Annotated in this window: 23 protein-coding genes; 15 read left to right on the top strand and 8 right to left on the bottom strand. The window is 65.1% G+C overall.

Features of this window, described 5'->3' with window-relative positions; translation table 11 throughout:
* Positions 1–52: 52 nt before the first annotated feature.
* Complete coding sequence (locus E2L06_RS11995) at positions 53–418, bottom strand: hypothetical protein (protein ID WP_138781719.1); 366 nt, start codon at positions 416–418, stop codon at positions 53–55.
* Positions 419–649: 231 nt separating this feature from the next.
* On the opposite strand from E2L06_RS11995, the gene E2L06_RS11990 reads away from it, so the two are divergent.
* From E2L06_RS11990 to E2L06_RS11975, 4 genes are all read left to right on the top strand, one after another.
* Positions 650–1,645 (top strand): phosphate uptake regulator PhoU, encoded by a 996-nt coding sequence (locus E2L06_RS11990; protein ID WP_138781717.1) that lies wholly within the window; start codon positions 650–652, stop codon positions 1,643–1,645.
* Between the two features lie 93 nt (positions 1,646–1,738).
* On the top strand, positions 1,739–3,013 hold the full coding sequence (locus E2L06_RS11985) for a Single-stranded DNA binding protein (RefSeq protein ID WP_138781715.1): 1,275 nt from the start codon (positions 1,739–1,741) through the stop codon (positions 3,011–3,013).
* Positions 3,010–4,632 carry a hypothetical protein gene (locus tag E2L06_RS11980; RefSeq protein WP_138781713.1) on the top strand — a complete coding sequence of 541 codons (1,623 nt, stop codon included), beginning with the start codon at positions 3,010–3,012 and terminating at the stop codon, positions 4,630–4,632. Before E2L06_RS11985 ends, E2L06_RS11980 begins: the two co-directional genes overlap by 4 nt.
* A gap of 9 nt (positions 4,633–4,641) precedes the next feature.
* A complete protein-coding gene (locus tag E2L06_RS11975; RefSeq protein ID WP_138781711.1) occupies positions 4,642–5,481 on the top strand; it encodes a metallophosphoesterase in 840 nt (279 codons plus the stop codon).
* A gap of 28 nt (positions 5,482–5,509) precedes the next feature.
* Here E2L06_RS11975 and E2L06_RS11970 read toward each other — a convergent pair whose 3' ends face one another.
* Positions 5,510–5,824 carry a hypothetical protein gene (locus E2L06_RS11970; protein ID WP_138781709.1) on the bottom strand — a complete coding sequence of 105 codons (315 nt, stop codon included), beginning with the start codon at positions 5,822–5,824 and terminating at the stop codon, positions 5,510–5,512.
* A 168-nt stretch (positions 5,825–5,992) separates the two neighbouring features.
* On the opposite strand from E2L06_RS11970, the gene E2L06_RS11965 reads away from it, so the two are divergent.
* A complete protein-coding gene (locus tag E2L06_RS11965; RefSeq protein ID WP_138781707.1) occupies positions 5,993–6,226 on the top strand; it encodes a MarR family transcriptional regulator in 234 nt (77 codons plus the stop codon).
* 113 nt (positions 6,227–6,339) lie between these two features.
* On the opposite strand, the gene glnA is transcribed toward E2L06_RS11965, so the two are convergent.
* Entirely contained in the window at positions 6,340–7,692 is a 1,353-nt protein-coding gene (glnA, locus tag E2L06_RS11960) for a type I glutamate--ammonia ligase (protein ID WP_138781705.1), read from the bottom strand.
* A gap of 265 nt (positions 7,693–7,957) precedes the next feature.
* Positions 7,958–8,320: a hypothetical protein gene (locus E2L06_RS11955; RefSeq protein ID WP_138781703.1), complete on the bottom strand. Its 363-nt coding sequence runs from the start codon at positions 8,318–8,320 to the stop codon at positions 7,958–7,960.
* A 299-nt stretch (positions 8,321–8,619) separates the two neighbouring features.
* Here E2L06_RS11955 and E2L06_RS11950 point away from each other — a divergent pair, with 299 nt between their 5' ends.
* Entirely contained in the window at positions 8,620–8,970 is a 351-nt protein-coding gene (locus E2L06_RS11950) for a co-chaperone YbbN (RefSeq protein WP_138781700.1), read from the top strand.
* A gap of 259 nt (positions 8,971–9,229) precedes the next feature.
* Here E2L06_RS11950 and E2L06_RS11940 read toward each other — a convergent pair whose 3' ends face one another.
* The 4 genes from E2L06_RS11940 to E2L06_RS11925 all read right to left on the bottom strand — a co-directional run bounded on the left by E2L06_RS11940 (position 9,230) and on the right by E2L06_RS11925 (position 11,857).
* A complete protein-coding gene (locus E2L06_RS11940) occupies positions 9,230–9,550 on the bottom strand; it encodes a hypothetical protein (protein ID WP_138781698.1) in 321 nt (106 codons plus the stop codon).
* Between the two features lie 61 nt (positions 9,551–9,611).
* A complete protein-coding gene (locus tag E2L06_RS11935) occupies positions 9,612–10,028 on the bottom strand; it encodes a hypothetical protein (RefSeq protein WP_138781696.1) in 417 nt (138 codons plus the stop codon).
* A 309-nt stretch (positions 10,029–10,337) separates the two neighbouring features.
* Complete coding sequence (locus E2L06_RS11930) at positions 10,338–10,565, bottom strand: hypothetical protein (RefSeq protein ID WP_138781694.1); 228 nt, start codon at positions 10,563–10,565, stop codon at positions 10,338–10,340.
* A gap of 374 nt (positions 10,566–10,939) precedes the next feature.
* Positions 10,940–11,857, bottom strand: coding sequence for a PGF-CTERM sorting domain-containing protein (locus E2L06_RS11925; RefSeq protein ID WP_138781692.1), 918 nt, complete (start codon positions 11,855–11,857; stop codon positions 10,940–10,942).
* A gap of 303 nt (positions 11,858–12,160) precedes the next feature.
* Between E2L06_RS11925 and E2L06_RS11920 the strand changes: the two genes are divergently transcribed.
* The 9 genes from E2L06_RS11920 (at position 12,161) to E2L06_RS11880 (ending at position 19,307) form a co-directional block, all read left to right on the top strand.
* Positions 12,161–12,499 (top strand): hypothetical protein, encoded by a 339-nt coding sequence (locus tag E2L06_RS11920; protein ID WP_138781690.1) that lies wholly within the window; start codon positions 12,161–12,163, stop codon positions 12,497–12,499.
* Positions 12,500–12,734: 235 nt separating this feature from the next.
* Complete coding sequence (locus E2L06_RS11915) at positions 12,735–13,346, top strand: translation initiation factor IF-2 subunit beta (protein WP_138781688.1); 612 nt, start codon at positions 12,735–12,737, stop codon at positions 13,344–13,346.
* 123 nt (positions 13,347–13,469) lie between these two features.
* Positions 13,470–14,102, top strand: a complete 633-nt coding sequence (locus E2L06_RS11910; RefSeq protein ID WP_138781686.1) for an HAD family hydrolase — start codon at positions 13,470–13,472, stop codon at positions 14,100–14,102.
* Between the two features lie 40 nt (positions 14,103–14,142).
* Positions 14,143–15,108: an adenosylcobinamide-phosphate synthase CbiB gene (gene cbiB / locus E2L06_RS11905; RefSeq protein ID WP_138781684.1), complete on the top strand. Its 966-nt coding sequence runs from the start codon at positions 14,143–14,145 to the stop codon at positions 15,106–15,108.
* A 1-nt stretch (position 15,109) separates the two neighbouring features.
* Positions 15,110–15,868: an adenosylcobinamide-GDP ribazoletransferase gene (gene cobS / locus E2L06_RS11900; RefSeq protein WP_138781682.1), complete on the top strand. Its 759-nt coding sequence runs from the start codon at positions 15,110–15,112 to the stop codon at positions 15,866–15,868.
* Positions 15,868–16,452, top strand: coding sequence for an NTP transferase domain-containing protein (locus E2L06_RS11895; RefSeq protein ID WP_138782549.1), 585 nt, complete (start codon positions 15,868–15,870; stop codon positions 16,450–16,452). Before cobS ends, E2L06_RS11895 begins: the two co-directional genes overlap by 1 nt.
* Positions 16,453–17,466 carry a nicotinate mononucleotide-dependent phosphoribosyltransferase CobT gene (gene cobT, locus E2L06_RS11890; protein ID WP_138781680.1) on the top strand — a complete coding sequence of 338 codons (1,014 nt, stop codon included), beginning with the start codon at positions 16,453–16,455 and terminating at the stop codon, positions 17,464–17,466.
* A complete protein-coding gene (locus E2L06_RS11885; RefSeq protein ID WP_138781678.1) occupies positions 17,456–18,520 on the top strand; it encodes a histidinol-phosphate transaminase in 1,065 nt (354 codons plus the stop codon). Before cobT ends, E2L06_RS11885 begins: the two co-directional genes overlap by 11 nt.
* Complete coding sequence (locus tag E2L06_RS11880; RefSeq protein ID WP_138781676.1) at positions 18,513–19,307, top strand: adenosylcobinamide amidohydrolase; 795 nt, start codon at positions 18,513–18,515, stop codon at positions 19,305–19,307. Before E2L06_RS11885 ends, E2L06_RS11880 begins: the two co-directional genes overlap by 8 nt.
* Positions 19,308–19,315: the final 8 nt, after the last annotated feature.

Raw genomic sequence — 19,315 nt, 5'->3', positions numbered from 1 at the left:
AAACGCGACGGGCGCCGATAGTCACGAAAAGCCGATAGTCGAGTATTCGAGCTTAGCTCCCGTCGGCGCTCGAGTCACCATCCCCTGACGTATCGGTGACCTCATCGGTTTCGTCTTCCGCGGACGACTGGACATCGTCCATGTCAACGGGAGAGCCGAGTTTGTCCTCGTCGACCGCTTGTTCGAGAGTTCCCTTGTCGGTCACCGCGCTCAGGCCCTGCTCTTTGACCGCGGACTGGATCGTCCCGGCGTCGATCGCCGAGTCGATGTTCCCGTCGTTCGTCGACGATTTCAGGGCTCGTCGAACGACCAGATATCCTGCCAGTGCCGCTCCGCCCGAGGCGACCGCACCCGGAATTCCGTAGCGTTTGTAGCCGAATGTGACCGCCTTCTTGCCGATCGTGTACGCTCCAATCATGCCTTGTCGTTAGGCTGGTTCCCGGAAGAGGGCGCGGCTTTCGTACGGAAGGGATAGTCACAATCGGTCTGGTCTATATAGTACCCCGATAAGAACCGGAGGGGTGTCGTGTGAGACAGATGCGGCTTTGGATGGCGTTTCCGTCGCTCCGTTTCCTCGAGTGCTGCTGGCCGACTGGCGCCACTCTATATATTTGCCCACATTTATATTCGCGCGGTCGAACCCCGTCGTATGGAGACGCGCAAGGTCCAGGTGACGGGTGGATCGACCTACACCGTCTCGCTGCCAAAGACGTGGGCGACCGAGAACGACGTCAGCGCCGGCACGACCGTCGAGTTCTACCCCGAAGACGACGCGCTATTGCTGACGCCTCGGAGCGAGACGGAACGACAGGAGGGAACACTCGACATCTCGCATCTCGAGGGCGAGCGCCTGACGCGGGCCGTGATGACGATGTACGTCAGCGGCTTCGACATCATCAGACTCGAGGCGGGACGGATTACGACGCATCAGCGCCGGGCGATCCGCACCGCGACGCAGGGATTGGTCGGCGTCGAGGTCTTAGAGGAGACGACCGACAGCGTGGTCATTCAGGACCTGCTCGATTCCTCGGAACTGTCGATCGTCAACGCCGTCACGCGGATGCGCCTGATCTCTCAATCAATGCTCGAGGACGCCATCCGGGCGTTGATCGAAAACGACGACGACATCGCTCACGACGTGATCGAGCGCGACGACGACATCGACCGGCTCTGGCTGGTCGTCTCGCGGATCTTCCGCGCGACGCTGCGCTCGCCACGGGCAGCCGAGGAACTCGGCGTCCCCCGCGAGGACTGTTTCGACCTGCACTCGAGTGCCCGTCAACTCGAGCGCGTCGCCGACCACGCCGCCAAGATCAGCAACCTCGCGCTCAAACTCGACGAGATCCCCGTGGACGTCGCTGAAGCACTTCAGGAACTTCAGGCGGATTCGTCAACGATTCTCGAGAAATCGATGGACGCGCTGTTCGCCGAGGCGGCCGACGAGGCGAACCGGCTCGGCCACGACGCTCGTGAGGCCGTCCTCGAGATCGACGAACACACGCGCCAGATCGACGATATGCTCCGGGAGCTCGATCCGGTACAGGCCCAGTCGCTGGGCTTGATCGTCGACTCGCTGTCCAGAAGTGCCGACTACGGCGGCAATATCGCCGAGACGGCCCTGCAGAAGGCCGCACCGCGGCCCTGACGTCTACGGCTCGATTACACGTTGCCAGTTGTCGCTGTTCACTTTCACCCTCCTGCGGGAACGCTTTTTAAGCCCCATCTCGAAAGGAAAACGATGGAACTCGACGACCGTGCCGAGGATCTCGCCTCCGACCTCGGTGTCGACAAAGAGGAGGTCAAAGCTGACCTGCAGAACTTGGTAGAGTACAGTGTGCCGATCGACGAGGCAGTCCAGAGCCTCCGGCGCAAGTACGGCGATGGATCCAGTGGCGGTGGTGGGACACCATCGTCGAAAGACATCGCCGAGATCACGCCCGACGATAGCAACGTCACCGTCACCGGCGTCGTTCTGACGGCCGGCAAGCGGTCGATCCGCTATCAGGGCTCCGACCACGTCATCGTCGAAGGCCGACTGGCCGACGAGACCGGCGTTATCGATTACACGGCGTGGGAGGACTTCGGCCTCTCGTCGGGCGAGACGATCACCGCGGGCAACGCGGGCGTCCGCGAGTGGGACGGCGAACCCGAACTCAACCTCGGTGAGAGCACCTCGCTTTCCTTCCTCGAGAAGTCGCTCGAGGTCCCCCACGAGATCGGCGGCGACGCACAGCTGGCCGACTTACAGACGGGCGATCGTGCCGTCACGATCGAAGTCAGCGTCCTCGAGTGTGAACGCAAGACGATCGACGGCCGCGACGGCGAGACGGACATCCTGAGCGGCGTCGTCGGCGACGAGAGCGGCCGGCTTCCGTTTACGAACTGGGACCCAGCACCCGAAATCGAGGAGGGCGGCTCGGTTCGCATCGAGAACGCCTACGTCCAGGAGTTCCGCGGCGTCCCCGAGGTCAACGTCTCCGAGTTCTCGACGGTCACCGCACTCGGGCGCGGGATCGACGTCGGCAGCGACACCGCGACGATGGATATCGGCGAGGCCGTCGCCACCGGCGGGGTCTACGACGTCGAAGTCGTGGGCAACCTGCTTGCGGTCCGTGATGGTTCCGGGCTGATCCAGCGCTGTCCGGAGTGTTACCGGGTTATCCAGAAAGGACAGTGTCGAACCCACGGCGACGTCGACGGCATCGACGACATGCGCGTCAAGGCGATCCTCGACGACGGCACCGGTGCCGTCACGGTCGTCCTCGACGACGAGTTGACCGAGCGGGTCTACGGCGGCACCTTGGAGGACGCCTTAGAACAGGCCCGCGAGGCGATGGACCAGGAGGTCGTCGCCGACCGGATCCGCGAGCGCATCGTCGGCCGCGAGTACCGCGTCCGCGGGCACCTCTCTGTCGACGAGTACGGCGCGAACCTCGATGCCGAGACCTTCGAAGAGAGCGACGACGATCCGGCCGCGCGTGCGACGGCCTTCCTCGAGGAGGTGGACGCATGAGCGCGAACGGGAACGGCGACGAGATCCCAAGCCGCGAAATCGCCTACCGCCTGTTCGCGGCCGAGTACGACGACGCCTCGCTGTCCTATGCCGAAAGCGACGAGGAACGCGCGCCGAACTACGTCATCTCGCCGACCGGCGCGCGGCTCAACCGCGTGTTCGTCGTCGGGACGCTCACGGAGATCACGTCGGTCAACGACGAGATGGTCCGTGCCCGCGTCGTCGACCCGACCGGCGCGTTCGTCGTCTACGCCGGCCAGTACCAACCCGACGAACTGGCCTTCCTCGAGCAAGCATCGCCCCCCGCCTTCGTCGCGGTGACGGGCAAAGCCCGGACCTTCCAGCCCGACGATTCGGATCAGGTCTACACCTCGATCCGTCCCGAGAGCATCGCGGCGGTCGACGCGGATACCCGGGACCGCTGGGTCGTCAGTGCGGCTGAGCGGACCATCGAGCGCGTCGGCACCTACGCCGGGGCGGCCGAGCTGGATGCCGGTGGCGAGGCTCTGACCGACACCCTCCGCGATGCTGGCGTCGAAGCCGGCCTCGCAGCCGGGATTCCGCTCGCACAGGACCACTACGGCACGACGCCGTCGTACCTCGCAGCGCTGCGTGACTGTGCGCTCGAGGCGGTCGAAGTTGTCGCGGGCGAGCGAGATCAGGTGACCGGCCTCGATCTTGCCCCTGACGCGACGAGCCCGGACTACGACGCGACGGCTGCGTCGCTGGCCGCCCTCGACGGTCTCGAACGCGAGGCGCTCGAGGCCAGCGGTGACGCCGAATCTGAGCCCGATGCTGCGCCCGACGAACAGTCGACAGAGCCGGTTGCGGCGACGGCCGGCGGCGACACGGCGGACGCAGGCACCGGGTCCGCAGCCGGCACGGCAACGAGTACTCGCTCGGAGACTGCAGACCTCGACGACGCCCTCGAGACAGAAACTGCCGAGGCCGATCTCGAAACCAAGACAGCCAAAGCGGACACCGAGTCCGAGCCGACAATCAGCGAGTCCACGAGTGACGAATCAGCTGGTGTCGATGCTACTCCCGACGCCGACACGCTCGAGGCCGACAGCGACGACACGACGGACGACCTCGGCGATGTCGACGACGGCATGTACGAGATGGACGAGGCGGAACGCGAACAGCTCGAGGAAGAGTTCGGCGCGGAGTTCACGACCGGCAGCGAGGTCGACGACCCCGGCGAGGCCGATATCGACGTTCCGGACTCGGACGAAGCCATCGACGCCGACCATGACGAAGCGACCGAAGACGAGCCAGGAGCATCCGAGGCCGACGCAAGTGTGGTATCTGACGACCTCGGCGCACCGCCCGAATCCGGACTCGAGGCCGCGGAAACCGACGAAGCGGACGATACGGATGCTGACGCCGACGACACTGCAAGCGGCGACGACCCAGCCGACGACGTCGACCTGGATACGTACGTCATCGAGACCATGGAAACGCTCGACGACGGCGACGGTGCCGATCAGACGGAACTGATCGAAACGGTCGTCGACGAAACCGGGGCCTCGCCTGCCGAGGTCGAAGACGCGATTCAGGACGCGCTGATGGGCGGGCAGTGTTACGAACCCAACGACGAGACGCTGAAAGCGATCTGATCGGTCGCGATGCGAGGTGATCCTCACCGTTCCGCTGCCGGCGGTGCGTCGCCGCCCGCACGCGTCGAGCCCGTTCCCGACGAACCCGCTGCGACCGCCACGATCGCGGGCGAACGCGCATTACTCGTCGCCGACTATCACGCCGGCTACGAGGCCGGGTTGCGATACGAGCGCGGTGTCGACGTCCCGAGTCACGCGCCCGACCGCCGGGAGCGACTGCTGGCACTGTGCGAGCGCACCCGTCCCGATCGACTGGTGATCCTCGGCGACCTCATGCACTCGATCGGCGAGCCAGGCGGGGCCGAACGCGGCGAACTCGAGGTGCTGTTCGAGTCGCTGCCGGCGCCACTCACGATCACGGTCGTCAAAGGCAACCACGACGGCCGCATCGAAACCTGGCTCGACGAGAGCGACGACATCGACGCGACGGTCGACGTCGTTTCCGGTAAGGGGGTCGCCCTCGGTGCGGTCGGTGTCTGTCATGGCCACACGTGGCCTGATCCGGCGGTCCTCGAGCGCGAGGTCGTCTGTCTGGGCCACGAACACCCCTGCGTGCGGCTCACGGACGCGGTCGGTGGGAGCCGCATCGAGCGCGCGTGGCTGCGGGGTCGGCTCGCGCCCATGCCGTTTCGCGAGCGGCCAGAATACGAGGGTGTGTCGTGGCTCGAGCAGCCGGACGAATCGCCGCCACGCGTCGTGGTGGTGCCCGCGTTCAACGACCTCGTCGGCGGGACGTGGCTCAACGTGGCCGGCCAGTCGTTTCTCGCGCCGTTTCTGCCCGCGGGGCTGGCCGACGGCGAGGCCTACCTGCTCGATGGAACGCGACTCGGACCGTACGAGTCGGTCTGATGGCGCACTCGACGAACGGACGTAAAAGCTACCGTCGTACCGTTTCCGACCGAATCTCGTCGCCTTCACGCCACTGGTAATAGTAGTACTCGGTTCCCGCGATCTCCGTCACCGAGACTGTCGCTCGGTCCGGAACGCCGTCGGGATACGTCTCCGGCTCGGCCCCGTCTGACGATGACGCGTCTTCGCCGTCGTCGTGTCGGTCCTTCCACGCGGCCAGCTCCTCGAGGTAGGAACTCATCGCACGAAGTGTCGCACTGTCTTGTGCCATGAGCTCGTCGCGTGTCTCGTCGCTTACGCTGTCCAGTTCCGGCGGCGGAGTCGGTCGCTCGTCCGGAGGCATGTCTCCTGCTGGGAACGGGAGACCCGTAAAACGTCGTTTTTGCGTCGGGACCAGCCTGCTCGCCCCCTCCTGTTACTCGGTGACGTGACCCATATTGGGACCTAATATTCACTAGTACCCCAACTACGTGTAGATTTATATACGAGAACGTGGCCCGTTCTGTCGACAATGACGTCACAAACACACCGTCCTACGACGCAGATCGGTCCGGTTCCCGACGACCTCGAGTCAGCGCGAGCGAAACTCGTGTATATCTATCTCGAGGCAAGTGAGGGTGCCACAGCCGACGAGCTCGGTGAATTCCTGTCGATGAAGCAGATCAACATCCTGAGCGTGCTGAACTCGCTGTCGAGTAACGGTTACGTCGACCAGTCGGGATCGGAGTACGTCGTCGCGAACTAACGGAACGTCGTCGCGCCGAGGGACGAAGGGGTATCGACCATTCTATCGTCGCCACCACGTCTCGTGAGACGTGTCGCCGTCCGAAACATACCGCACAGTGGGAGCAGGAGCAGTTAGAACGTCTCGAGGTAGCGGTCGAGTTCCCACTGGGAGACGTCGACGAGGTACTCCTCGAACTCCTGGCGTTTGGCCTCAACGAACTTGGAGCCAACGTGGTCGCCGAGCGCACTGTAGATGACTTCGTCCTCCTCCAAGGCGTCGACGGCTTCGCCGAGGTTCGTCGGGAGCGTGTCGATGCCGTACTCCTCACGTTTGGCCTCGTCGAACTCGTAGATGTTCTCGCGAACTGGCTCAGGACACTCGAGGTCCTGCTCGATGCCGTCGAGTCCGGCGTGGATCATGGCCGCGAGGGCGAGGTAGGGGTTACACGACGGATCGGGCGAGCGCAGTTCGACGCGCGAGGCAGCGGGGACGCGGGCCGCAGGCTTGCGGATCAGCGCCGAGCGGTTGCGGTCGGACCAGGCGACGTAGACCGGAGCCTCGTAGCCCGGCACCAGCCGCTTGTAGCTGTTCACAGTGGGGTTTGCGACCGCCGTGATCGCGGGCGCGTGCTCCAAGATGCCGGCGATAAAGGAGTGGGCCGTCTCCGAGAGGTCGAACTCGTCGTCGTCGTCGTGGAAGGCGTTCTCGCCGTCCTCGAACAGCGAGAGGTGCGTGTGCATCCCCGAGCCGTTGATCCGCGGGATCGGTTTGGGCATGAACGTCGCGTGCTGGTCGTGCTGGGCGGCGATCGCACGGACGACCGTGCGGAAGGTGCCGACGTTGTCGGCCGTCGTCAGGGCGTCGTCGTACTCGAAGTTGATCTCGTGTTGGCCGCGGGCGACCTCGTGGTGGCTGGCCTCGATCTCGAAGCCCATCTCCTCTAAGCCATAAATGATGTCCCGGCGGACGTCGCTCGCGAGGTCTTTCGGTGCGAGGTCGAAGTAGCCGCCGTAGTCGCCGGTCTCTGTCGTCGCACGGCCTTCCTCGTCTTCTTCGAAGAGGAAGAACTCCGGTTCGGGCGCGGCGTTGACCGTATAGCCCATCTCGTCGGCGCGCTCTAAGGCGTTTTTGAGGACGCGACGCGGATCACCCTCGAAGGGTTCGCCCGTCGAGGTGTTGATAACGTCACAGATCATGCGGGCCGATGCGCCGTCCTCGCGGTTTTGCCATGGGAGGATGGCGAACGTGTCAGGATCAGGCTTGAGCCGCATGTCCGACTCCTGAATGCGAACGAACCCCTCGATCGAGGAGCCGTCGAAGTAGATCCCCTCGGTAAACGCCTTCTCGGCCTGCCGTGCCGGCACGGAGACGTTCTTGACAGTTCCCAGAATGTCGGTGAACTGCAACCGAAGGAAGTCGATGTCTTTCTCCTCGATTTCGTCTAGCACGTCCGTTTCCGCAGCAGTGAGGTTTCCATTCGTCATCTTCTACTCGAGTCAAACAATGGATTCTACTATTAAAGCTCTGCTGTTGTGGGCGAATATACGCAAATCGATTAAAAAGTGATCGCATGTGGTTTATAATATGGTATGGTCGAAGTATGGTTGACAGCGGCTGGAAACTACCGCTGAAACTGGATGATCGTGTAGTGCTCTCTCGGAGCGGTGGTGTATCGGTCACTCACTGCCCCTCGGAGCGATCCGTTGATCGTCCGATCTCGGTGCCGGTCATGAAAGGAACAACTGGAATTCAGCATCTACTATAGCTCTCTGAGCGGAGCCGCGAGCCGGCGGCTGCGAGTTCGGTCAGTGCCGTCAGACTCGAGAGACCGACAGCGACCGACGCCCGCCAGGCGCTCGCCGAGGCATGAAGCGTGTGCTGCCATGCGATGAGCGGCCCCGACACCGCACGGGATTGTGTGGGCTCGGTCGACCGCGGACGCGTGGTAATCGTGGTCTTGCATTCGGGGCAGACGTACGCGAGGGATCGCTTCCGTGGTTGCAACTGCCAGTCACCGTCGACGGGACTCGAATGCTCACATTCCCAGCAAAACAGCGTCGCTTTGCGCCGAATCGACGTTGCGTCATCGTGGTCAGTTGCGGACGGAATCATCGACCGTGGATAGCGCCCCCAGGCATAAAGTTAGGGTCGTTGCGTAGTGCATATAACTGTCGGATGTAATGAATCTCAAGCACGAGATCAGCAGTCGAACCCGTGGAATCTACTAACAGCAGTCACGACGAAGCCGGTCGCGAATTTCCGGCCGTCACCTGCGGGGACGGCCGCATCCATGCGACCGGCGTCACGTCGGTCTGTCCGGCAGTATCACACGACGCTATCCAGAAACCACACCGGACTCGTCACCGTCGCTCGGCGTCACAGGTATCTGTGACGGAACCGTACTCGTCTCTATGACCGCACCCAACAAGCCACGCCAGCTCGAGACCGGCGACGAACTCGACGAGTTCGTCGAGACATATGACGTTGCACTTGTCGAATTTTACACCAGCGGGTGTGCGATGTGTCAGGCGATGGAACCAGTACTGGGGAACGTCGCGCGTGCAACAGACATCGCGATCGGGACGATCAATCCCCGCGATGACGCCGACCTCGTCGGCCGCTTCAACGTCCAGTCGGTGCCGCTGTTGGTCCTGTTCGAGGACGGAACGGAAACCGCACGACTGGCGGACGGATTCCAGGGTGGCGATGCCGTCACTGAGTTCCTCGCAACGAACGTTCCGGACACCGTCGACGCGAGCTGACGTCGCTGTTCGGAAGCGCCACGCTCTCGGTGGTCGTCCTCAGGCGACGCTACCAGCACGACACAGCGGCTCGAACGGCTTCGAAGGCCACTCCGGCGAGGGCAACTACCAGTCGATCGCTCTCGTGTGCGCGTATTGGAAGTTATATTCATACTGTCGAACAGCAGTCAATACGAAGTCGGTCGCGAATTCGCGGCCGTCTCCACTGGCGACGGCCGCAGCAGCGCGATCGATCGTCACGTTGGTCCGTCTGGCAGTATCACTCGTCGGGCTCGAGTTCGCTCGGATCGAGCTCGCCGTCGAGATACTGTTCGCCCAGGTTGGACACCTCGTAGACGCCAGTAATTGGGTTGTTCAGGAGGCCGTACTTGGTCAGCTCCCGACACCGGTAGGCGCCGAAGTTGCCCGGACAGAGTCCGGCCTCGTCGAGTTGGGCGGGTTCGAAGGCGTCTTCGGACTGCAGGAACTCGAGGATCGGTTTGTCCGCGGGCTCCATCCACTCGGCGTCAGTTTCCTCCTCCGCTTCGTTTTCGGTCTCTGCCGCTGGGTCGTCCACAGCGTCGGTCGTCGACTCGTCCATGGCTATATCATCCACCTCCGCAGAGGAATGTGTTTCTGAATCGGCTTCACTCTGGCGTGGCTTACTGCGTCGGTGCAGCGTAATCGACGTGCACGTTCGGGGTTGTCGCCGGTTCTTGTCCCGTGACACCGCGGTCGACGAACGTGACGTCGGTCAGGTCGCCAGTAAACCGGACCGTCACCGTTCCAGTCTCGATCGCCCCTTCGACGGTCGTGCCCGAGCGGACGACCACGTCCGCTGTCCGAGCGTCCTCGGTCAGTTCGATTGTACCATCGACGGTCAGTTCGAAACTTGAGGGCGTCCCCTGTCCGATAATCATCAACACGTTGGGCCACTCGTCTGTGTTAGCGTCCGGCGGCAGTCTCGTCGCTGCGATCGTCGCGGGCGGGTGGGTGCCCGTTGCTGTTTCGTTTCGGGTTCTGAGGTCGGCAGGACCACGACTGTCGCCGCGATCATCGGTTCCGTTCATCTGCGCCATATGGTGGAGACAGTCGGGTATCGGATCATAATCCTTCTTACTGAACCAATGGTATATTCACGTGAAATATAACTGCTCGAGCGAAAGAGCGGCGGAATTTTGCGCGAACGGGCCAGCGGTCTATCGAACGAGCGGGTCGGTTCGCGGACTCACTTGCGGCACGCATCGGCACAGTCCGATGCGTCCAGTGGCTGTGTCGTTATACTGCCGGACAGACCGACGTGACGCCGATCGCATAGATGTGGCCGTCGCCAGTGGAGACGGCCGCGAATTCGCGACCGGTTTCGTCGTGACTCCTGTCCAGTAGTATTAGCCGGCGTCTTCGAGAAGTCCGAGTTCGGTCGCGACGAGATCTGCGATCTGATCGGCGATGTCGGGATCGACCTCGGCGATGTCCTCGCCGTCGTGGAGTTGCTCGTTGTGACGGTCGACTGCGTCGGCCACGTCGGCAAGCGGGATGCGGGAGGTCGTCTCGCAGGCAGGGCAGACGATCGGGACTCGTGGGCCGTTCTCGTCCGCGTCGTTCGTATTCGCCATTTGTCGGGTGTCTCGCGTCGATCGTGAAAATCTAATTGATTCGACGCTCACGCAGCGACCACGGTATCGATGTGTCACTTTCAGACATATATAGTATGACAGATCAGACACTGTTCGAGAGCTCGGTGTTCCATCCGTCTTCATCGCTTTGCGTCCGTTTCGGCCAGCAGTATTATAATGGCCCGAGCGAATCATCAGATAGACGGGGGTACGACAGTCTGTTGGCGGGGTCTCCTGCCTGATCCGTTCGCCCCGTCGCCATATGCGAGAAGCTCCATGGTTCCTGGCTACATCAGTAGCCATTCCCTGTCTTTCGTCCCGACACAGCACTCGAGCGTGAGCCGTTGCAGTGTCTCGAGCCGGGCAAGTCGGCGTTAGCTGCGATAGCGTGCGAGGACGGCAACCGACAGTGCGACGATGGCCGTGAGCACACCGAATCCGGGCATCGTATCGCTGGCAGTGGACGGCTCATCGTTGTCAGTCGTCTGTGAGTCGTTCGACCCGCCAGGGTTCGAGTCGGTGGATTCGAATCGTTCGTCAGCTGGTGCATCGAGTTGCAAGACGACGACGGCCTGTCCGTGGGACGCATCGCTGGTGTAGGTCCAGCCACCGCCCGCTTCGTCGTACGGTTCTGCGGCTTTGACCGGGTCGATGTCCGTATCCCAGCCGTCGCCCTCGGGGACCTGCTGGATGTAGCCGACGACGTCGATCCGGTCGGCGTACTCGCCGCTGATCTCGGCTTCGCCGTACGTGAGCGTCGCATCTTCGGGGTTGCCGTGGAATTCGAGACAGTGCGAGTCCATGTAGCCGTCGCCCTGTGCGACGTCCGGACTCGTTCCGAACTGGTCGCCATCGAGCGGGAACTCGTAGTGGTCGTCCATCGGGAACGTGACGGTCATCGGGTCGGCCTCGGAATGCCACGTCGTCGCGCCGCCGGTCGGGACCGTCACCGTCGTGTTCGGTACCGACTCGCCGATGACCGGTTCGCCGTTCTCATTGAGCAGGGTGACACAGATTTTCCCGGAGCCTTCCCCGAGGTACGGATTTCGGTACTCGTCGCGCGGATTGTCGTAACTGACCCAACTCCCGTCGTCAGCCGCTGCCTCGAAGTACGGATCACCAGACTCCGGTGCGGGTTGGACGTATGCGTCTTCCGACACGGTTTCGTTCGAATCGGGAGGCGCACCGACAGCCCCCGTTACAGCAAGCCCGACGATCACGGCCAGCCCGAGTCCGAGTGCCAAGAGGCGTCTCCCAACGTGCGCCACTCGAGAGTGATCACTGCCTACCATGGTCACGCCTCATCTCCAGTTGCTGGGACGTCGATCACACATCTGTTCGACCGCATTGACTGTCTTGATCGTGTACTCATCATCAGGCTGACGTACCGGCTATCCTGCCCTATATATGAGCAGCCTATACCGAAAGTAGACAGCATCTACGTGCAGTAGACGTCGCTTAAACGGCTGTTCTACCATCGTCAGCGTTCGATACGGATGCTGTTGCGGGTCGCACACGACGGAACGAGCCAGCGTGGCTGGTCCCACGCGAGCGCCGGCCGGCCGCTTTTCCGACAGGTCACGATACCACCACCGATGAGCAACGAGCAACCGGATCGCGACCGCGTCCAGGACCGCGCCGAACAGCGCCAGTCCGAGCGGGCCGACCACACTGAATCGATCTTCGCGGCCGTCGAACGCGACCTCGGCGAACTCGAGTATCCGGTCACCAGCGAGGAACTTGCCACGGAGTACGCTACCGAGCCGATCGACATGCCGAACGAGACGGAGTCGATCGGTAGCGTCTTCGACCGACTGGTGGACGAGCAGTACGACTCGCCGGAGGAAGTCCGCGAGGCTGCCTACGGCGAGCTCACCGGCGAGGCCGGCACTCCAAACGAGGCCAATCTCGAGCGCGACCTCGACGAACTATAGTAACAACTGAAACGATTCACACACCGATCGCACAGCAGTCGTGCGATCGGGTGTCCAGTGACTTTCAGTGGCTACTATAGACGAGGAGAGCGCGGGCTCGGTCACCGAGCACGGGGGCGGAACGGACTAGTCTGACGGGCTCTCGGCCCGGTCTCCGCAGTGCGATCGATCACCACTCCCAGAGGCTGATCGTGATAGCAGAACGGATTTACGTCCCCGTCACCACCTCTCGTGTATGGATTACGAATCGAGTCTCGACCGAGCGATGGAGGACGTCCCCGACATCGGGGGCGACGAAGAGCGACTCCAGATCCCCGATCCGGAGACACAGAAAGACGGCGCATTCACGCGCGTGAAGAACGTAGACGAGATCGCCGACGTGCTCTCGCGGGACACCGAACACCTCCACCGGTTCATCCAGCGCGAGATGGGGACCAGCGGCAAACTCGAGAACGGCCGCGGCCGGTACAACGGGACCTTCTCCCAGAAGGACTTCGACGCGGCGATCGACGCCTACGTCGACGAGTACGTCCTCTGTTCGGAGTGTGGCCTGCCGGACACCCGCCTCGTCCGCGAGGACCGCACGCCAATGTTGCGCTGTGACGCCTGCGGGGCGTTCCGACCGGTCACCAAGCGTTCGACCAGCAGCCAGCAGCAACAACAGCAGGATGCCGTCGAGGAAGGCCAGACCTACACGGTCGAAATTACTGGGACCGGTCGCAAGGGCGACGGTGTTGCCGAGAAAGGCAACTACACGATCTTCGTCCCCGGTGCCGACGAGGGCGACGTCGTCGACATCTACATCAAGAACATCTCGGGCAATCTGGCGTTCGCCCGCCTCGACTGATCCTGTCGCCTGTTCCCGGCTCTGGACGGGAGACCATGCTTCGAATCGGTCTCGCCGACGGCGTGGCGAAGCCGTCGCCCGTGGACCGCGAAATTAAAGTCAGGTTGTGCTAGTCACACTACTGTGGGAGTATCGTTCGACCTCTTCGGGACGCTCGTGACCGCCGACCGGCCAGCGGACCCTGCCGCAGCCGTCGCGACCGAACTCGAGAACCGCGACGTCGCCGTTCCCGACGACTGGGCCGACGCCTATACCGAGGCTCACGTCGACGCACCCGACGGCGCGGAAGTGCCGCTGCCGGCACACGTCTCGCGTGCGCTCGCGAGCCGCGGCGTCGACTACGAGCACAACGCGGCCAGACGCGCGGTCGTCGCGGCGTTCGACCCGACCGTCGAGACCAGACCGGGCGCGCTCGAGGCGGTCGACGCCGCTCGAGAGCACGGGCCGGTCGCGATCTGTTCGAACTGTAGCGTCCCCGAACTGGTCGGCCGGACGCTCGTCCGCTCGGACTTCGAGCGCGACGATTTCGACGCGATCGTCACGAGCGTCGGCTGTGGCTGGCGCAAGCCCGCCACCGAAATCTTCGAACTGACGGCCGAGGAACTCGGCGTCGCCCCTGACGAGTTGATCCACGTCGGCGACGATCCGCAGGCTGACGGCGGAATCGAAGGCGTTGGAGGAACGGCGCTGTTGCTCGAGGAGTGCCCGCTTGCGGACGTGCCGGCGCGACTGGCGACGCTGGCAGCGCAGTCATGAGGGCACGACCGCGGGCTGGCTATGTGGAGGTGTCGCCGGAGTGCTGACGGCGCTTGCAGTCATCGGGCTGGCGGTCAGCCTCGACTTGCTGGTTGGCGAGCCACCGACCCCCGCCCATCCGGTGGCGTGGTTCGGCCGGCTCGTCGGCGCGCTCGACCGGGACTGGAGCGAGAGCGAGCGCGGCCAGCGACTGGCCGGCGTCGGCATCGCCGCCCTCGCACCGCTCGTCGCCGCCGTCGTCGCCGCGGGTGTCGTCTTCGCTGCGACAGCCGTTCACCCAATGGTCGGCGGCGTCGTTGCCGCCGTCGTCCTTTTTTTGACGATCAGCATCCGCTCGCTGCTCGAGCTGACCCAGACCGTCGTCGCGGCCACCGACGGCGATCTCGCGGACGCTCGCACGCAGGTCCGTGGGTTGGTCGGCCGGGACGCATCGACGCTGTCGGCTGCCGAGCTTCGCAGCGCTGCCGTCGAGAGCGCCGCCGAGAACCTTGCCGACGGACTGGTCGCGGCGTTACTCCCGTTTGCCGTCCTCGCGCCAATCTCGCTGCCGGCCGCCGCAGCGGTTGCGGCGTGGGTCAAAGGGGTCAACACGCTCGACTCGATGCTCGGCTACCCCTCCAAGCCCGTCGGCACCGCGAGCGCGCGGTTAGACGACCTCGTGATGTACCTGCCCGCTCGGATCTCGGCGGCCGCGATCGCCATCGCCGCGGTCGATCCGGCCGCGCTCGTCAGCGCTCGAGCGTGGTCACGGGTACCACCCTCGCCCAACTCCGGTTGGCCGATGGCGACAATAGCCTGCGCGCTCGCGAGCCGACTCGAGAAGCCGGACGTCTATACCCTCAACCCCGACGCCGACCTGCCGACGCTTGCCGACGGTGAGCGAGCCGTCTCGCTCGTCGGCCGGGCGGCTGGCGTCTCGATCGTCATCGCTGCCGTCCTCGTCGCGCTCGTGTCGACGGGGCTGGGACTCGAGTCAAGTATGCTTGCGGAGGTGTTTCTGCCATAGCATGATCGGCAACTGGCTCGGCGCTGTCCGCGGGGCGCTCGGCTTTCTCACGCGGCTCCCGATCGGCTACCGCGAGGGTGACTGGGACGCGTTTCGAACGACGCCGGCGGCGTTTCCGATCGTCGGCCTCGTCGCGGGCACGCTGGCGGCGATCCCGCTGCTCGCTGTAGAGACGCTCGCGACCCCAACCGTCGCGCTCGGCTACCTGCTTGCGGTGTACGCCGTGGTGGGGATCCACCACCTCGACGGCATTGCGGACCTAGGCGACGCGCTCGTCGTCCACGGCGACAGGGAGCGCCGCCGCGAGGTGCTCAAGGATACGACGACCGGCGTTGGCGCGCTGCTTGCAGTATCGATCGCCGTCGCCGCGCTGGCGCTCGGTGGCCTCGGACTGGCCGGCCTCCCCGTCCGTGCGGCGGTCGCCGTCGCGATCGGTGCCGAAGTCGGAACCAAACTCGGGATGGCTGCGCTGGCCTGTTTCGGGGACGCGGTCGCCGAGGGCATGGGCAAGCAGTTCACCGACGGGGCCACCGCCAGGTCGTTCCTCGCGCCCGCAGCGATTGCCTTCGCGACGGTTGCTGTCCCGCAGCCGCCGCTCGGTGCGGTCGCGCTCTGTGGAGCCGTCGCCGGCGTCGGCTTCCCCTGGTACTGGGCGACTCGCCATCTCGGGGGGATCAACGGCGACATCTTCGGCGCGGCCAACGAGATCGGCCGCATCGCCGGCATCCATCTGGGGGTGATCGCATGGACGCTCTCGTGATGTGTGGCGGGAAAGGGACCCGCCTCGAGAGCGCCCATGAAAAGCCGCTGCACCCGATCGCCGGGACGCCGATGATCGCCCACGTCCTGTCGGGCCTTTCGGCCAGCCGACTCGAGACGATCTACGCCGCCGTCTCGCCGAACGCACCCGAGACGCGGGCGCATCTCGAGGCAACAGACGGCGTGACGACGATCGAAACGGCCGGTGAGGGCTACGTGGCCGATTTGATGAGTCTCCTCAAGCGCCCTGATCTCTCCCCGCCGATCCTCACCGTCGCCGCGGATCTGCCGCTGCTCGAGGCCCCCGTTATCGATCGCGTGCTCGCGGCCCACGGCGACAGCGACGCCTCGCGGACCGTCTGCGTCCCCGTCGCGCTCAAGCGCCGACTCGGTGTCAGCATCGACACGCAACTCGACTCGAACGACCACCTCGCGCCGACCGGGGTCAACGTCGTCGGCACCGCATCCGATTCCACATCCATGATCGACGTACACGACGACTCGCGACTTGCAGTGAACGTGAACCGGCTCGAAGACGCACGGATCGCAGCCGATCGGCTGTCCCGGTCGGCGGAGGGCCGCTAGATGCGTGTCCTCCTCGCTGCCGGAACGACCGAGACGGCGCTGATCGACGGCATCAGTGCTGCCGGGGCCGCCCCCGAGCTGATGGCGCATACGCCCTCGGCGGACGTCGAAATCCTCACGTACGGCGAGCCGACCGCAGCGCCGGTGACGCCGGTGAGTCCGACCGGCTGTCCGACGCCTGCAGCCGTGACCCGCGCGGTCCGTGAGGTCGTCGGCTTCGACCTGTCCGTGATCGATGCGGGACTTGCCAAGTCGACGGCCGCGCCGACAGTCGACCTCGGCGCTCAGCCGGGCGTCGACGTCCGCGAATCTGCGGCGGTCCCCAACGCAAGCGCTACTTTCGACCGCGCCTACGACTTCGGCGCGAGCCTGCCGGACGACGAGGTCATGATCGGCGAGACGGTCCCCGGCGGGACGACCACGGCACTCGGCGTCCTCACCGCGCTTGGCGAGCCGGGCGGCGTCTCCTCGTCGCTGCCCGAGAACCCGATCGAGCGCAAGCGACGGGTCGTCGACGAGGCGCTGGCCGAAAGCGACCTCGAGGCTGGCGACTGCGACGGCGCGCCGCTCGAGGCCATCGAAGCCGCCGGTGATCCCGTCCAGCCGACGGTGACCGGCGTCGCCGCCGGCGCGCTCGAGAGCGGCACCGACGTGACGCTGGCCGGCGGCACGCAGATGGTGGCCGTCGCGGCCCTGTTGCGCCATGCCGGGATCGACACGGACCTATCGATCGCGACCACCTCGTTCGTCGCCGACGAGCAGGGCGACCGACTCGCCGAGACCTGCGATCGCCTCGGCTGTGACCTCACCGTCACCGATCCCGGCTTCGACGAGAGCGACCACGTCGCCATGGAGCGCTACTGCGCCGGCGAAGCCAAGGAAGGCGTCGGGATGGGCGGCGCGCTCTCGCTGGTCCCCGACGGCCGGATGAGCGAGGTCAGAGACCGACTCGAGACGGTCTGTGACCGACTCGGCATCGAAAACGACGCCGCAGAGGGCAACAGTGGACCCTGACGCGATCCGCGCCGGCTCGCGGGTGCCCCACGGCGGCGAACCCGACCGCGACGTACTGGACTTCTCGGCGAACACCAACCCACGGACGCCGGCCGGGGTCGCGGACGTGTATACGGCTGCACTCGAGGAGTCACGGCGCTATCCGGACGACGACTACCACGGGTACTGTGCGGCGGCAGCGTCGTTCGTCGGCTGCGAGCCCGAGCAGGTGATCCCGACCCCCGGCGGACTCGCCGCGATCCGGCTGGCGATGGAGCAGGCGCTCGAGCCCGGCGACGAGGCGCTGGTGCCCTACCCGAGTTTCGGAGAGTACGCTCGCGAAGTCCGGCTCCAGGGGGCGACGCCGCGATTCGTTCGCTACGACGAACTACACGAACTCGGGCCCTCAGTGCTCGAGCCGTGTGCGCTGGCGGTGGTCTGTACGCCGAACAATCCGACCGGCGATGCGATCGGGGAGGACGCGCTCGAGAGGCTCGTCGACCGGTGTGGGGCCGCCGACACGACCCTGCTGGTCGACGAGGCGTTTCTCGGCTTCACCGACCGGCCGTCAGCGGCCGAACTGGGCCGTGACCACGTCGTTGTCGCCCGTTCGCTGACCAAGCTGTTCGGCCTGCCAGGGCTTCGTGCCGGCTTCGCCGTCGCACGCGGCGAGCGGCGGGACGCGCTCGCGACCGCCCGCCGTGCGTGGTCGCTCGGCACGCCGGCCGCTCGCGTCGGCGCACACTGTCTCCGACAGGACGAGTTCGTCCGCGAGACCCGCGAGCGCGTCGCCAGCGAGCGCGAGCGGATGCATGCGGCGCTCGAGCAACGATTCGACGTCCACGACTCGGACGCACCTTATCTCCTCTGTGATGTCGGCGACCGTGACGTGGCGACGGTGATCAGCGACGCCCGAGCGGCCGGCGTGGCGATCCGGGACGCGACGACGTTCCGCGCGCTCGACTCGCACGTCCGCGTCGCGATCAAGGATCGGCCAGCGAACGACCGACTGCTGGGCGCGCTGGGCGTGGGTGACGCCGAAGACGGGACAGTCGAACCCCACGACGATGACTGACGCTGAGCCAGCCTACCGCGCGATCCGACGAGACGGTGTCCTGCAGGTCAGCCGCCCGGACACCGAGTGGCTGTCGACCGGTTGGAACGGCGGGCGCTGTACGGCTGACTGCGTGTACAACGTCTCCGTTCCCGAGGGGTGGGAGCGAACCGATCTCGGTGCGTACGTCGACGAACGCCTCGAGCGCGCGGGATTCGACCCGACCGCCGCGGACGCAACTGGGCCGGCACTGCTGACTGGCGTCGACATCGACGACGCTCGCGGTGCGCGCTGTGGCCCCGTTACGGCCTACGCGACTGCCGGGGTGTCGAACCCTGCCGCGTTGCCCATGGAGCCCGGGGCCAGCACTGATTCGGATGGGACCGCGGGTGACACCGTCGAGACAGAACTCGACCCCGGCCGTGGAACCGTCAACGTCATTGTCGGGACGACGCGGGCGCTCGCATCCGGCGCGCTGGCGAACCTGATCGCGGTCGCCGCGGAGGCGAAGGCGGCGACGCTGCTGTCCGAAACCGGCTTTCCAGGGACGACCACGGACGCGGTCGTCGTCGGCCACGACCCGGCAGGCCAGTCGGCCGGCTTTTCGGGCAGCGGGACCGCGGTCGGCGCTGCGACCCGTGCCTGCGTCCGGGATGCCGTTCGAGCGTCGCTTCGCGCGCACTACACGGACACTGAGATGACTCCGCCGGCGTCGGTCGCCGACGCGACCTACGGCGTGTCGACCGACGCTTGCGCGGAGGTCTTTCGACTGCCGGTCGAGGACGAAGTCGTCGAACCCGAACATTAAACCACCGC

Source organism: Haloterrigena sp. H1, from assembly GCF_005938085.1.
GTDB lineage: Archaea > Halobacteriota > Halobacteria > Halobacteriales > Natrialbaceae > Natrinema.
The sequence above is the reverse complement of the archived record's forward strand: the minus strand, read 5'-3'. Positions and strand labels throughout refer to the sequence as shown.

Bases quoted from the DNA above. Each gene is read 5' to 3' on its own strand.
- E2L06_RS11895 (WP_138782549.1), top strand. From the start codon at position 15,868: ATGTGTGGCGGGAAAGGGACCCGCCTCGAGAGCGCCCATGAAAAGCCG.
- cobT (WP_138781680.1), top strand. From the start codon at position 16,453: ATGCGTGTCCTCCTCGCTGCCGGAACGACCGAGACGGCGCTGATCGAC.
- glnA (WP_138781705.1), bottom strand. From the start codon at position 7,692: ATGACGAATGGAAACCTCACTGCTGCGGAAACGGACGTGCTAGACGAA.
- E2L06_RS11995 (WP_138781719.1), bottom strand. From the start codon at position 418: ATGATTGGAGCGTACACGATCGGCAAGAAGGCGGTCACATTCGGCTAC.
- E2L06_RS11955 (WP_138781703.1), bottom strand. From the start codon at position 8,320: ATGATTCCGTCCGCAACTGACCACGATGACGCAACGTCGATTCGGCGC.
- E2L06_RS11985 (WP_138781715.1), top strand. From the start codon at position 1,739: ATGGAACTCGACGACCGTGCCGAGGATCTCGCCTCCGACCTCGGTGTC.
- E2L06_RS11935 (WP_138781696.1), bottom strand. From the start codon at position 10,028: ATGGCGCAGATGAACGGAACCGATGATCGCGGCGACAGTCGTGGTCCT.
- E2L06_RS11880 (WP_138781676.1), top strand. From the start codon at position 18,513: ATGACTGACGCTGAGCCAGCCTACCGCGCGATCCGACGAGACGGTGTC.
- E2L06_RS11990 (WP_138781717.1), top strand. From the start codon at position 650: ATGGAGACGCGCAAGGTCCAGGTGACGGGTGGATCGACCTACACCGTC.
- E2L06_RS11920 (WP_138781690.1), top strand. From the start codon at position 12,161: ATGAGCAACGAGCAACCGGATCGCGACCGCGTCCAGGACCGCGCCGAA.
- E2L06_RS11950 (WP_138781700.1), top strand. From the start codon at position 8,620: ATGACCGCACCCAACAAGCCACGCCAGCTCGAGACCGGCGACGAACTC.
- E2L06_RS11980 (WP_138781713.1), top strand. From the start codon at position 3,010: ATGAGCGCGAACGGGAACGGCGACGAGATCCCAAGCCGCGAAATCGCC.
- cobS (WP_138781682.1), top strand. From the start codon at position 15,110: ATGATCGGCAACTGGCTCGGCGCTGTCCGCGGGGCGCTCGGCTTTCTC.
- E2L06_RS11970 (WP_138781709.1), bottom strand. From the start codon at position 5,824: ATGCCTCCGGACGAGCGACCGACTCCGCCGCCGGAACTGGACAGCGTA.
- E2L06_RS11915 (WP_138781688.1), top strand. From the start codon at position 12,735: ATGGATTACGAATCGAGTCTCGACCGAGCGATGGAGGACGTCCCCGAC.
- E2L06_RS11925 (WP_138781692.1), bottom strand. From the start codon at position 11,857: ATGGTAGGCAGTGATCACTCTCGAGTGGCGCACGTTGGGAGACGCCTC.
- E2L06_RS11975 (WP_138781711.1), top strand. From the start codon at position 4,642: ATGCGAGGTGATCCTCACCGTTCCGCTGCCGGCGGTGCGTCGCCGCCC.
- E2L06_RS11940 (WP_138781698.1), bottom strand. From the start codon at position 9,550: ATGGACGAGTCGACGACCGACGCTGTGGACGACCCAGCGGCAGAGACC.
- E2L06_RS11930 (WP_138781694.1), bottom strand. From the start codon at position 10,565: ATGGCGAATACGAACGACGCGGACGAGAACGGCCCACGAGTCCCGATC.
- E2L06_RS11965 (WP_138781707.1), top strand. From the start codon at position 5,993: ATGACGTCACAAACACACCGTCCTACGACGCAGATCGGTCCGGTTCCC.